10 protein-coding genes, 4 tRNA genes and 1 other RNA gene are annotated in these 12,197 nt (G+C 68.9%); 9 read left to right on the forward strand and 6 right to left on the reverse strand.

Annotated elements, in window-relative coordinates; all coding sequences use genetic code 11:
• Window position 1 precedes the first annotated feature (1 nt).
• Entirely contained in the window at window positions 2-1,021 is a 1,020-nt protein-coding gene (locus tag Aph01nite_RS02135; RefSeq protein WP_204038968.1) for a DUF8094 domain-containing protein, read from the reverse strand.
• A 70-nt stretch (window positions 1,022-1,091) separates the two neighbouring features.
• On the opposite strand from Aph01nite_RS02135, the gene prfB reads away from it, so the two are divergent.
• Window positions 1,092-2,207 carry a peptide chain release factor 2 gene (gene prfB / locus Aph01nite_RS02140; protein WP_204038969.1) on the forward strand — a complete coding sequence of 372 codons (1,116 nt, stop codon included), beginning with the start codon at window positions 1,092-1,094 and terminating at the stop codon, window positions 2,205-2,207.
• Here the strand turns inward: prfB and Aph01nite_RS02145 are convergent.
• A complete protein-coding gene (locus tag Aph01nite_RS02145; protein ID WP_239161330.1) occupies window positions 2,198-2,398 on the reverse strand; it encodes a hypothetical protein in 201 nt (66 codons plus the stop codon). The genes prfB and Aph01nite_RS02145 overlap by 10 nt on opposite strands.
• Before the next feature lie 156 nt (window positions 2,399-2,554).
• Here Aph01nite_RS02145 and ftsE point away from each other — a divergent pair, with 156 nt between their 5' ends.
• The 6 genes from ftsE to Aph01nite_RS02175 all read left to right on the forward strand — a co-directional run bounded on the left by ftsE (window position 2,555) and on the right by Aph01nite_RS02175 (window position 9,134).
• Window positions 2,555-3,244: a cell division ATP-binding protein FtsE gene (gene ftsE, locus Aph01nite_RS02150; protein WP_204038970.1), complete on the forward strand. Its 690-nt coding sequence runs from the start codon at window positions 2,555-2,557 to the stop codon at window positions 3,242-3,244.
• An 11-nt stretch (window positions 3,245-3,255) separates the two neighbouring features.
• Entirely contained in the window at window positions 3,256-4,155 is a 900-nt protein-coding gene (gene ftsX, locus Aph01nite_RS02155) for a permease-like cell division protein FtsX (protein ID WP_204038971.1), read from the forward strand.
• A 23-nt stretch (window positions 4,156-4,178) separates the two neighbouring features.
• Window positions 4,179-4,661: an SsrA-binding protein SmpB gene (smpB, locus tag Aph01nite_RS02160; protein ID WP_204038972.1), complete on the forward strand. Its 483-nt coding sequence runs from the start codon at window positions 4,179-4,181 to the stop codon at window positions 4,659-4,661.
• Between the two features lie 3 nt (window positions 4,662-4,664).
• Window positions 4,665-6,545: a penicillin-binding transpeptidase domain-containing protein gene (locus tag Aph01nite_RS02165; RefSeq protein ID WP_204038973.1), complete on the forward strand. Its 1,881-nt coding sequence runs from the start codon at window positions 4,665-4,667 to the stop codon at window positions 6,543-6,545.
• Window positions 6,546-6,855: 310 nt separating this feature from the next.
• Window positions 6,856-7,244: a transfer-messenger RNA gene (ssrA, locus tag Aph01nite_RS02170) on the forward strand.
• Window positions 7,245-7,604: 360 nt separating this feature from the next.
• Complete coding sequence (locus Aph01nite_RS02175; RefSeq protein WP_239161331.1) at window positions 7,605-9,134, forward strand: carboxylesterase/lipase family protein; 1,530 nt, start codon at window positions 7,605-7,607, stop codon at window positions 9,132-9,134.
• Window positions 9,135-9,309: 175 nt separating this feature from the next.
• Here Aph01nite_RS02175 and Aph01nite_RS02180 read toward each other — a convergent pair.
• From Aph01nite_RS02180 to Aph01nite_RS02195, 4 genes are all read right to left on the reverse strand, one after another.
• A tRNA-Leu gene (locus Aph01nite_RS02180) sits at window positions 9,310-9,386 on the reverse strand.
• 10 nt (window positions 9,387-9,396) lie between these two features.
• Window positions 9,397-9,470, reverse strand: a tRNA-Leu gene (locus Aph01nite_RS02185).
• A 21-nt stretch (window positions 9,471-9,491) separates the two neighbouring features.
• Window positions 9,492-9,564: transfer RNA gene (locus Aph01nite_RS02190), tRNA-Gln, on the reverse strand.
• A gap of 14 nt (window positions 9,565-9,578) precedes the next feature.
• A tRNA-Ala gene (locus tag Aph01nite_RS02195) sits at window positions 9,579-9,649 on the reverse strand.
• A gap of 494 nt (window positions 9,650-10,143) precedes the next feature.
• Between Aph01nite_RS02195 and Aph01nite_RS02200 the strand changes: the two genes are divergently transcribed.
• Together Aph01nite_RS02200 and Aph01nite_RS02205 are read left to right on the forward strand one after the other, a co-directional pair.
• Window positions 10,144-11,856, forward strand: a complete 1,713-nt coding sequence (locus tag Aph01nite_RS02200; RefSeq protein WP_204038974.1) for a S8 family serine peptidase — start codon at window positions 10,144-10,146, stop codon at window positions 11,854-11,856.
• A 4-nt stretch (window positions 11,857-11,860) separates the two neighbouring features.
• Window positions 11,861-12,197: hypothetical protein (locus tag Aph01nite_RS02205; protein WP_204038975.1), on the forward strand; the 337-nt coding region annotated here is incomplete at its 3' end.

The following is a 12,197-nucleotide window of genomic DNA, read 5'->3' on the forward strand; positions in this document are numbered from 1 at the left end:
CTCAGGTGGCGCTCGCCTTGGTCACCAGGCCGTCGTAGCCGACGACCTCGGCGGGCGCGCTGGAGTCCTTCGGCGGGATGAAGCCGACATACTGCTGCGTCTCCAGGATCCGGCGCTCCTTGACGATCACCGCGGAGAGGAGCGCCCAGCGGGCCTCCTCGGGCACCTCCAGGTGCCCGCCCTGGGCGTTCTCCACCTTCGCCGTCCAGGTCGTCGTCCGGGTCAGGCTGTACAGAACCAGCCCGCCCCCGTCGTCGGTGCGCACCGCGTACACCGGGAAACCGACCGCGAGCGCGAACAGCGAGTCGTACGCCAGGCCGCCCGCCTTGAACGACTCCCGGTTCCGTTTGATCTCGGCGAAGTAGCCGGTCGTGCGGGGGCCGGGTTCGATCAGGTCGGAGGCGTACCCCGCGCGGCCCTCCTCGGCGATCGTGGCGTGCAGCGGGCCCATCAGGTAGGGGCTGATGGCGATGCTCTGGTCCCGGGCGTCCAGGGCGGTGGCGTAGCCCTCCTCGTCCAGCTTGAGCGGCGGGAGGTCGGCCTCCAGCAGCGACTCGAAGCTGTTCTGCCAGAGGTCGCCCTGCTTGACGAAGACCAGCAGGGCCTTCCTGGTCTCCTCGCCCCGCTGGCGGCGGTCCAGCACGGCCGCGAACCAGAGCGGGGCGTCGCCGTACTGGCGGGGGACGATGAGGGTGGGTTTGCCCCAGGTGTAGCGCGGCGGCTTCATGTCGGCGGCGCGGTACTGGGCGATCGTGAGCAGGTCCTGGCCGTCCCTGGCCAGGTCCAGCGCCCAGCGCTCGTCCCCGGCCACCCGGGCCACGTCGTCGGCGGCCAGGTGCTCCCGCAGCGCGTCGGCAGCGTCCTCCAGGGTCAGGGCGACCGGCCGGGGCGTGGGGCTGGGGGCGGCGGTGGTGGCGGCGACCGGGCTGGGCTTGGGCGGCGGCGGACTCGGCTGCGCCGGCGGGGAGGTGCAGGAGGCGGCGGCAGCCGCGAGCACGACCAGGGCGAGCGCACGCCGCATGATCTTTTCCCCCTTTCCGGACGCCGGTCCACATCGTAGCCAGTCCCGTGTTCGCGTACCCTTTACAGACGTGGCAGCCATCGATCCAGCCGAAGAGATCAACGAGCTTACCGGCACCCTGAACAGCATCCAGGACGTGCTCAACCTCGACGCCCTGCGCAAGCAGATCGCCGAGCTGGGAGAGCAGGCCGCCGCGCCCGACCTGTGGAACGACCCCGAGGCCGCGCAGAAGGTGACCAGCCGCCTCTCCCACCTCCAGGGCGAGGTGAACCGCGTGGAGGGCCTCGTGGGCCGGCTGGAGGACCTCACCGTCCTCTACCAGCTGGCGGCCGAGGAGGGCGACGACGACACCCTCGCCGAGGCCGACCGCGAACTGGCCTCGCTCCGCACCGACATCGGCGCCCTCGAGGTGCGCACCCTGCTCTCGGGGGAGTACGACGCGCGCGAGGCGCTCATCACGATCAACTCCCAGGCCGGCGGCGTGGACGCGGCCGACTGGGCGCAGATGCTGCTGCGTATGTACCAGCGCTGGGCCGAGCGTAAAGGTTTCGCCACGGAGGTCTACGACACCTCCTACGCGGAGGAGGCGGGCATCAAGTCGGCCACCTTCACCGTCAAGGCGCCGTACGCGTACGGCACGCTCCGCGGCGAGCACGGCACCCACCGCCTGGTCCGGATCAGCCCGTTCGACAACCAGGGCCGCCGGCAGACCTCGTTCGCGGGCGTGGACGTGGTCCCCGTGGTCGAGCAGACCGACCACATCGACATCAACGAGGACGATCTGCGCATCGACGTGTACCGGTCGTCGGGCCCCGGCGGCCAGGGCGTCAACACCACCGACTCGGCGGTGCGCATCACCCACCTGCCCACCGGGATCGTGGTCTCCTGCCAGAACGAGCGCTCCCAGCTCCAGAACCGCGCCTCGGCGATGACCGTGCTCCAGGCCAAGCTGCTGGAGCGCAAGCGCCAGGAGGAGGCCGCGGCCATGAACGAGCTGCGCGGCGAGGCCACCACGTCCTGGGGCACCCAGATCCGCAACTACGTGCTGCACCCGTACCAGATCGTCAAGGACCTGCGGACCGGCGTGGAGGCAGGCAATCCCACCGCGGTGCTCGACGGCGACCTCGACGAGTTCATCGAGGGGGAGATCCGCTGGATGCGGCGGGCCGAGGCGGGTCAGGAGTAGTAGACCTTCAACGCGGTCAGCGCGAGGACGAGGACCACCATCAGACCCAGGAAAACCGGGGAGAAAAGCGGGGATCCGTGGTGGTGGAACTTCTCTCGGGCGTTGCGGCAGGCCGGGCAGCGGCCCTCGACAACGGGTTGGGCGCACGCGGCGCAGATCAAGTGTTCGCAGCTCATCGCAGCTTTACCCATGCCCTAATCGTTTTGTTTCCGTTATGGACGTTCCATGCCAGTGTTACCCCTAGACTGAGCTCTGGCCAAACCGGAACGTCGATCTAGCGCAAAGAGACCGGCGCCCTCCGGGCTGGACGTCCCTCGCCCCCTAGACTGGCATGCCGTGATGCGCCCGTGATCCATTTCGATAACGTCACCAAGGTCTACCAGAACCAGAACCGCCCTGCCCTCGACCATGTTTCCGTCGATGTGGACAAGGGCGAGTTCGTGTTTCTCGTGGGTCCCTCCGGATCGGGGAAGTCCACGTTCCTCCGTCTGGTGCTCAAGGAGGAGCGGCCCAACTCCGGCGCCATCCATGTCGCCGGCAAGGACCTGGCCCGCCTCTCCAACTTCAAGGTGCCGCACCTGCGGCGCCGGATCGGCTGCGTCTTCCAGGACTTCCGGCTGCTGCCGAACAAGAATGTCTACGAGAACGTGGCGTTCGCGCTCGAGGTCATCGGCAAGCCCCGGCGGTTCATCCGCAAGGTCGTGCCCGAGGTCATCGAGCTGGTGGGCCTCGAGGGGAAGGCGCACCGCATGCCCGACGAGCTCTCCGGCGGCGAGCAGCAGCGCGTCGCCATGGCGCGGGCCTTCGTCAACCGTCCGATGATCCTGCTGGCCGACGAGCCGACCGGAAACATCGACCCCGCGACGAGCATCGGCATCATGAAGGTGCTCGACCGCATCAACAGGACCGGCACCACCGTGCTGATGGCCACGCACGACGCGGCCATCGTCGACTCCATGCGCAAGCGTGTGGTGGAGCTGGAGGATGGCAAGATCGTCCGCGACCAGTCGCGGGGTGTCTACGGCCAGGCGTACTAGAAGAAGGAAGCATGCGGGCGAATTTCATCTTCTCCGAGGTCTGGATCGGGCTCCGGCGCAATCTCACGATGACCATCGCGGTGATCGTGACCGTCGCGGTCGGCATGGCACTGCTCGGCGTCGGGCTGATGATCAACTCTCAGGTCTCCTCGATGACCGGCTACTGGACCGACAAGGTCGAGCTCTCGGTCTACCTGTGCAAGAAGGATTCGGCCTTCGAGTCCTGTAAGGACAAGGCCGGGATCAGCCAGGAGCAGAAGGTCGCCCTGGAGCAGACGATCAAGGAGATGCCCGAGGTCGAGAGCGTCGAGTTCGAGGACGCGGCCAAGGCGCTGGAGAACTTCAAGATCTCCGAGAACAACCGCACGCTCTCCGCGATCGTCAAGGTCGAGGACATGCCCGAGTCGTTCCGGGTCAAGCTCCGGGACCCGGACAAGGCCCCCGCGGTCATCGACACCATCGAGGGCCAGGCCGGCGTCTCCAACATCATCAACGAGCGTGACCTGCTGGAGAACTACTTCGGGTTCATGAACCGCCTGCAGTACATGGCGCTCGGCGTGGCCATCCTGATGGTCGGCGCGGCCACCCTGCTGATCGGCAACACGGTGCGGCTGTCGGCGTACAACCGGCGCCGGGAGACCGGCATCATGCGGCTGGTCGGCGCGTCCAACGTCTACATCCAGCTGCCGTTCGTGCTGGAGGGCGTGATCGCCGGCCTGATCGGCGGCGTGTTCGCGGCGGTGCTGCTGATCACCACGAAGGTGCTGCTGTTCGAGGGCATCCAGAGCTACATGGCGGTGCCGCTCGGCTGGGACACCGTGGCCGGTGTGATCACGCTGACCATGGCCGTGGGTGTGATCATCTGTATCCTGGCTTCGTTCATCACACTCCGCCGTTATCTGCGTGTGTGACGAGCGCCGGTAGGCTCTAGGCCATGCCACGTGAGACCGGGCGCAAGGTCATCGCCCAGAACAAGCGTGCCCGCCACGACTACTTCATCGAGGACACCTACGAGGCCGGTCTGGTCCTGACCGGCACCGAGGTCAAGTCCCTCCGGGCGGGCAAGGCCAACCTGACCGACGGCTACGCCGCTGTCGAGGACCATGAGACGTGGCTGTACAACGTCTACATCCCCGAGTACAGCCAGGGCACCTGGACCAACCACGCCGCGCGGCGCAAGCGCAAGCTGCTGCTCCACCGCAAGGAGATCGGCAAGATCCACGCCACCCTCAAGGAGCGCGGTCTCACGCTGGTCCCGCTCGCCCTCTACTTCAAGGACGGCCGGGCCAAGATCGAGGTCGGCGTCGCCCGCGGTAAGAAGGACTACGACAAGCGGCAGACCCTGCGCGAGAAGCAGGACAACCGCGAGATGTCCCGGGCGCTGTCCAACGCCGTCCGCCGCAAGGGGGGCCGCTAGGCCGTGCCTCCTCCTCGTTCCGTACGGCTCGCGCTGGCGTTAGGGCTGCTGGTCCCGACGCTGACCGCCTGCTTCGAGGAGCCCTCCCCCCACGAGGCGATCCGCGACTTCCTCGTCGGCTGGGAGAGCGGCGACTACGCCATGGCCGCGCGCCGCGCCGACGCGAACGAGGCCTCCGTCCGCAAGGCGCTCGGCGACGTCGCCCTGCACCTGGACGCGGCCTCGCTCCGCTTCAAGCTGGGCCCGATCAGCCGGGACGGCGACACCGCCAAGGCCAGCTTCCAGGCCGAGGTGGACCTCGGCGAGAACAACCCGCTGTGGACCTACGAGAGCATGCTGCCGCTGCACCTGGTGGACGGCCGCTGGAAGGTCCGCTGGTCGCCCAGCGTCATCCACCCCGACCTGCACGAAGGCGAGCGCCTCGCGGTCAAGGTGGACCCGGAGGGCCGCCAGCCCATCATGGACCGTTACGACGACGCGCTCCAGGACCGGGACACGCAGTACGTGGCGCAGGTCATCCCGGTGGAGGTGTCCGATCCGGCACGGCTCTGCCAGGAACTCGCCAAGGTGACCGGCTTCGCCCAGGACCGGCTGCTCAGCCGCATCCTGTCCGCGCCGCCCACCGACGCGGTCCCGCTGGCCACCTTCGGCCGGGCCAAGTACCAGCAGATCAGGGCGCAGCTCGCCCGCATCGACGGCCTGAAGATCGCCGAGGTGTACCCGCCGGTGGCGCCCAAGTCGCCGGTGCACATCGTCGGCCGGGTCAGCGCTGTCACGGCCGAGAGCGAGCAGCAGCTGGGCGGCCCCCAGCGCGCCGGCGACACCGTCGGCAGGGACGGGCTGCAGCGCGCGTACCAGGACCAGCTCACGGGCTCGACCGAGACGCGTGTCATCGTGCTGGACACCAAGACCTGGAAGACGGTCAAGGAGCTCAAGTCGTGGCCGGGCCGGAAGAACACACCGGTGCGCACCACGATCGACTCCCGTCTGCAGCACGCGGCCGACCTGGCCGTGGCCCGCACCCAGCCGGTCGCGCTGGTCGCCGTGGACGCCCCCACCGGCCAGGTGCTGGCCGTCGCCACCAAGGACCTCCACCAGGAGAAGGACGCTCTGGCCGGCAAGTACCCGGTCGGGACGGCCTTCTCCATCGTGGCCACCGACGCCCTGCTCAGGGGCGGTCTCGACGTGCGTCAGAAGGTTCCCTGCACGGCGGACCGCACGGTGGGCGGGGCCAGGTTCCAGCAGACCGGCGTCACCTCGTCGGCGCCCTCCTTCGAGGCCGACTTCGCGCACGGCTGCGTGACCGCGCTGGCGTCGCTGGCGCGGCGGCTGGACGAGCGGTCGCTGACCGAGAGCGCGGCCAACTTCGGCATCGGCGCGCCCTGGGGGCTGCCGCTCAACAGCTTCAGCGGCACCGTTCCCGCGGGGACGACCGACGCGGCCCGGGCGAAGATCATCGCGGGGTCGGCCGTACGGGTCAGTCCGCTGGCGATGGCGCTGGTGGCGGGAGCCGTACGGTCGGGGACGTGGCATCCGCCGACGCTGGTGACCGCGCCCGCCTCGCCCGACCCGACCTCCGACATCACGCCCCCGCAGGTGCCGGCCGCCCGTCCGCTGAACGTCGACGCGGCGGCCAAGCTGCGCGCGCTCATGCGGGCCGGCGTCGCCACCGGCTCGGCCCGGGCCGCCGCCGCGCCCGGCGATCCCGTGCACGGCGTCGCGTCCACGGTCACCTTCGTGGAGAAGAAGGAGCGCCGCGAGCTGTCCTGGTTCGTCGGCTGGCAGGGCGACGTCGCGGTCGCCGTCATGATGGAGGGCCCCGACCCGGCGGGCGCGGCCTCCGTCGCGGGCGCCTTCTTCAGCGGCACCAGAAAAGATTTCTGACCGCGAGCAACCATCCGGGCCTCCCCAGGCGTCTTTCCAGGTGACCGGGTTCCGCTTGGGGGGTTGCGGACTCGGTCGCCGACCAGGGCTCCATCTCGGGGGGAGCCCTGCTGTCCGGACCGGCTGGACCCTGCCGGTCGGCCCCCGGAAGCCACGTGCTTCCGGGGGCTTTCGGCGTCTTTTCGGCATCCAGGGGATTCCGGGAGGGTTTGGGGGGTTCTGGAATACCGGTTCGCGTGCGCGCGTTCACGGTTGTATGGTTGCGTTGCCTGTCTGCGCTGCGGCGGAGGCGGGATTGACAATTCCACAGGGGGGTGACCGGTTTCGACTTCGACATTTCAAGGTAGGGGAAGCGGGCCGAGGACGGCGGACATAACCTCGTTAACACTGTGACCGCAAACCAATAAGTGCCGATAACACGAGCACTCCGGCTAGCAAGCGCATGCTTGCTCTCGCTGCCTAAGCAGACGAGCTAAGCCGTGTCAGCCCGGGATCGCCTCCGGCCCGGGACCTGGCATCGCTAGGAGGCTAAACCTCTTGACCCGGTCGCGGGGCCAATAGGGAAAACAAACAGCGACTGAGCCCGTCGGCGACTCGCCTGTGAGATCGCCGGGGCCGAGAAACTCACAACAGGCTGCGCCCGGAGAAGCCCTAGCTCGGTGCCGAAGGACGCGGGTTCGATTCCCGCCACCTCCACGAATGAAACGACCCTGGTCGGAAGCCCTTTCGGGCTTCCTCCCCAGGGTCGTTTCGGTTGTTACACGGGGGGGCGACCCCCCGAGCCCCCCGGTGTGGGGGGCCGAGCCCCCCACGCCCCCGAGCTAGCGCGGTTGCCCGGGTCGAGTAGGTGAAATTGATTGCTTTGCGGGGCATTGAGTCTCGAATCGGCTGCTCTTGATGCCGGTGCGGCTAGAAGTGTGACCTGCGTTGATGGCGCTGGATAAGGGCGAGAAGCGGCCCCGCTTTGGGTCATTCTGTTAGCGCTTAAATGGTTTGCCCGTGGATGGCGGGCGCTGGGATGCTCGGCCGAGTAGGAACGCGGAGAAGGGGAACCGCAAAGTGGCCGGTATCGCGTCCAGTAAGTCGTTCGAGCTTGAGCCGGAAGTCCGTACGGTGGCTGGGGTTCTCCGGGGTGCCTGGGAGGCGCGGCTGGCGGTTTTCCGGGGGGTTTCGTTCGCTGAGGCGCCGGTTGGTGTGCTTCGGTTCGCTGCGCCGGAGCGGGTGCGTGGGTGGGATGGTGTGCGTCCGGCGGTGGCGTACGGGCCGCCGCCTCCGCAGTCCGGTCTGCTGGGGACGTCGCAGGACGGCGGCGGTGAGGACTGGTTGACGGTCAACGTCTGGACGCCGGAGCCGGGGTCGGACGCGGGGCTTCCGGTGATGGTGTGGATTCCTGGTGGGGCTTATGCCCTGGGTAATTCCAGCCTGCCGGAATACGACGGTGGGCGTCTGGCTGGGAGTGGGGTCGTGGTGGTGACCCTCAACTACCGGCTCGGGATTGAGGGGTTCGGGCAGGTCGACGGGGCGCCGGCCAATCGGGGGTTGCTCGATCAGGTCGCGGCTCTGGAGTGGGTGCGGGACAACATCCGGGTGTTCGGTGGGGACCCGGATCGGGTCACGGTCTTCGGGGAGTCGGCGGGGGGCGGGTCGGTTGCCGCGCTGCTGGCCATGCCGCGCGCGGCCGGGCTCTTTCGCAGGGCGATCGCGCAGAGTGTGCCGGGGACGTTCTTCTCTCCTGAACTGGCGGCTGACATCGCCGCTGCCTGTGCTGCCGAGCTGGGGATACGGGCGACGGTGTCCGATCTGTCGGCGGTGGAGCCGGATCTGCTGCCTGTCGTGGGCGACGCGATCGCCGTCAAGACGGGGGAATGGCGGGAGCGGTGGGGGCAGATCACGCACCGGGGGATCCCGTTCGCGCCGGTTGTCGACGGTGATGTTCTGCCGGTGACGCCGTGGCAGGCGCTGGCTGACGGTGCTGCCCGGGATGTCGGGCTTCTTGTCGGGCATACGCGTGATGAGCACCGGTTGTTCAGCTTGATCGACGGGGTGCTCGGCCAGGTCACGGGGGAGCAGACGGAGACCGCTCTGCGCATGCTGGCCCCCGGTGCGGACGGTGCGCGCCGGTACCGGGAGGCGTTCCCGGGTGTGACCGATGAGGAGCTGTACGAGCTGGTCAACGCGGACTGGCTGTTCCGCATGCCGAGCGTCCAGCTCGCCGACGCGCAGCTCGCCGGGGGCGGACGGGCCCATCTGTTCGAACTGACCTGGGCCGCTCCGGGAATGGGCGGTGCCCTCGGCGCGTGCCATGGGCTGGACGTGCCGCTCGTCTTCGGCAACCTGAGCAGCGGACAGACCGCCATGCTGATCGGCGATCCGCCCTCTCCGGAGGCGGAGGAACTGTCCGCGCGGATGCGCGGCGCGTGGACGGCGTTCGCCGCGCACGGCGACCCGGGCTGGCCTCAGCACGACGCCGATCGGCGTCTCACACAGCTCTTCGACACGCCGTCGACGGTCGCCGCCTACCCGGAAGAGACCTCGCGACTGCTGTGGCAGGACCACCCCTTCCCGGTGCTTCCGCTGCTCGCGCGGTAGAGCAGACGAACAGTGCGTTGAGGGTCAAAGGTCTAGTGCGCCCCCACCGGAAATCCTCACCGGAAAGCCGGCCAGGATGGGGGGCCTCGGCGGGCATTTCCAGAACAGCCCGACTCGCGCCCGCTGTTTGGTCCCTCCTCGGGTGGTGCGGCCCCCGGGTGGTCTCTTCTCGGTGTGGTGCCGCCCCGGGGATTCGAACCCCGACGTCCCGTGTCCTGAGCACGGTGCCTCCTGCCGTTGGGCTAGAGCGGCCAGTGTCGCGTACGTCCGGCGGGATTCGAACCCGCTACCTCCGGCATCTCGGGCCGGCGCCTCTACCAGGTGGGCTACGGACGTTCGAGCCCGTGGGCTCGTCAGCTGCCAGAGCACGATTCGAACGTGCACTCGCCCGGTTCAAAGCCGGGGGTCCTGCCGGTTAGACGATCTGGCATCGTGCGTGACTCGTGGACCGACAGGGTCTTGAAACCTGAACTCCTGCTTGCAAGGCAGGCGTGATGCCTTTTCACCATCAGCCCATGTCCCATTTGTTTTCTCCGCTATTCAGTTTTAGGCGTGCGTGCACCGCTCAAGGGCGTACGAGGAAAAGAAAAAGCCGCCGGATCTCCCTGGCGGCTTCATGGGTGGCCCTTTGTGGGTCTACCCTGAAGTCCGCCAAAGTCGCAGCTCAAGAGCACGCAGGCTGCGCGCTTGCTCCCGCTGGGCCTGGTAGCTCATGACCGTCATCCTTCCCTGCTCTCGTCCGAGCGGCTCGCTCGTGTTATTCAGAACGGTAGTCGCCCGGCTTGCCACGTGCGACACATTTATTGTGCCCATTATTCGGGTGGGAACGCCAGCTGCGGATTGCCGCGATCTTCGGCTGTCCGGTATGTCGGTAGTCTCCCCGCGTGTCGCGGCAATCCGGGCGGCTGACCCTAGGTCGGGAAAAGGGGGACTAGGGATATTCCCGGGGTGACGGTGTGCGGGGCTCTGCCTACGGTCGAGAACGGACCTGGCGGTAGAGGAGGGGCGCATGCTGGAGGAGAATCCCGCGGAGAACACCGGCGTCGAGGTCGTGGCGGGGGAGTTTCAGGATGAGTCGGTGCGTTTTGTGGCGCGGCGGCTGATTGTGCAGTTGGCGGAAGGGGCCGCCGGGGAAGAGGGGGTGGCGGGGCAGGTCGCGGAGGCGCTGGCGGCGCTGCCGCCGGGAACCGTGGTGGTGCGGGGGCCGAGCGCGACGGGGCGGCTCGTGGTGGCGTTGCCGGAGACGGGGTCGGCGGCGGACACGGTGCTGTCGAACGTGGGGGTCGCGGAGACGACGCCGGCGATCGAGTACGTGGAGCCGGATGTGGTGGACCGGGCGCAGATCGTGCCCAACGATCCGAGGTTCGCGCAGCAGTGGGGACCGGCCGCGGTGGGCGCGCAGGCGGCCTGGGACCTGCAGACGGGCGCCTCGAACGTGCTGATCGGGATCATCGACTCGGGCATCTCGCTCAGCGCGGACGTGCTCGACCACGACGACCTGCGGGACGCGGGAAGGATCACGCTCGGGACGGACTTCGTGGACGGGGGCACCCCCCGCGACCTGAACGGCCACGGCACGCACGTGGCGGGCATCGCCGCGGCGGCGGGCAACAACGCCACCGGGGTCGCGGGCATGAACTGGGGTTCGCCGGTGTACGTCTGCCGGACCCTGGACGCGAACGGCAACGGCGGGTCGGCGGACTTCGCGGACGCGGTCGAGGAGATCACCGACTACGCGGTGGCGCACGGCTTGAAGGCCGTCATCAACTACTCGGGCGGCGGCGCGAACAACAACACCAAACAGGCGGCCTGCCAGTACGCATCCGACCGAGGCATGCTCGTGGTGGCCGCGGCCGGGAACGACGGCGCGGGGCCGGTGATCTGGCCGGCGGCGTACTCGACGAGCATCGTGGGCGTGGTGGCGGTCGGCTCGACCGACCCGGGGGACGTGATCTCGAGCTTCTCCAACGTGGGCCCGGAGGTGACGGTCGTCGCGCCCGGCAGGAACATCCTGTCCACGCTGCCGACCTACAGTGTGAGCCCGACCCTGCCGCTCAACTACGGTTCGCTGAGCGGCACGTCCATGGCGACACCGCTGGTCGCCGGCCTGGCGGCGCTGATGTGGAGCCGGCATCCCGGTCACACCAACGCCAAGATCAAGCAATGCCTCCAGGACAGCGCGGTCAAACTGGGCGCGGCGGCGTTCGACAACAGCTGGGGCCACGGCCGGGTGGACGCGCGGGCGGCGCTGACCTGCGGCGACCTGATCGTCCCGATCACCAGGCTCGGGTCGTGCCCGAGCCGGATCGCCGTGTGCGAGCCTTCCACGCTGGTCTCCTGCCGGACGTTCCTGCAGGTCAACTGCCCGACCCGGCTGCCGGTGCTCTGCCCGACGACCCGGATCGGCTGCGTGACCGACCTGCGCTGCCCGTCGATGATCACCGTCTGCGTCAGCGACCTGCGCTGCCCGTCGGTGGTCGCGGGCTGCCAGTCCACGCTGCGCTGCCCGTCCGTGGTGGACGGCTGCCAGTCGAGTCTGGGCTGCGGGTCGGAGCTGTGCAATCCGACGATCCCGGTCCGTCCCCCGGTGGACCCGATCCTGCACGAGATCGTGAACAGGCTGAGCGACCTGGAGCGGCGGGTGTCCGGGGAGGCGTCCACGAGCCAGGGTGAGGCCGAATGGTTCTACGTGGACGACGACGGCGACGTGCACGAGGTCTGAGGCGATGAACCTGTCCCGCCGCGCCGTACGGCTGCTGCTCGACCGCGGCCTCGTCCGCGCCGCCGACGTGCACCGATACGGTCTGACCGCCCGCGACGTCTCCGAATCCAACGGGGTCGTCCTGGTGGAGCTGGGCAACGGCCAGGGGTTCGCGGTCAAGGACGTGGGCGCCCCGCGTGAAGGCGGCCAAGGAGAGCCGGAACGGGAGATCGCGCTCTATCGGGCCGCGGGCGGCACTGCCATGCTGCCCCGGCTGGAGCTGCACGATCCCGGCGCGGGGCTGCTCGTCCTGGAGGGTGTGATCGCGGCGCGGCGGCTGGACCGGCTCGCCGCGCCGCACG

Origin of the sequence: Acrocarpospora phusangensis (genome assembly GCF_016862995.1) — a bacterium.
GTDB lineage: Bacteria > Actinomycetota > Actinomycetes > Streptosporangiales > Streptosporangiaceae > Acrocarpospora > Acrocarpospora phusangensis.

What these genes read in the sequence shown, in the direction of transcription:
- Aph01nite_RS02135 (WP_204038968.1), bottom strand. Translation starts at nt 1,021, where the DNA reads ATGCGGCGTGCGCTCGCCCTGGTCGTGCTCGCGGCTGCCGCCGCCTCC.
- Aph01nite_RS02145 (WP_239161330.1), bottom strand. Translation starts at nt 2,398, where the DNA reads ATGGGTAAAGCTGCGATGAGCTGCGAACACTTGATCTGCGCCGCGTGC.
- ftsX (WP_204038971.1), top strand. Translation starts at nt 3,256, where the DNA reads ATGCGGGCGAATTTCATCTTCTCCGAGGTCTGGATCGGGCTCCGGCGC.
- smpB (WP_204038972.1), top strand. Translation starts at nt 4,179, where the DNA reads ATGCCACGTGAGACCGGGCGCAAGGTCATCGCCCAGAACAAGCGTGCC.
- Aph01nite_RS02200 (WP_204038974.1), top strand. Translation starts at nt 10,144, where the DNA reads ATGCTGGAGGAGAATCCCGCGGAGAACACCGGCGTCGAGGTCGTGGCG.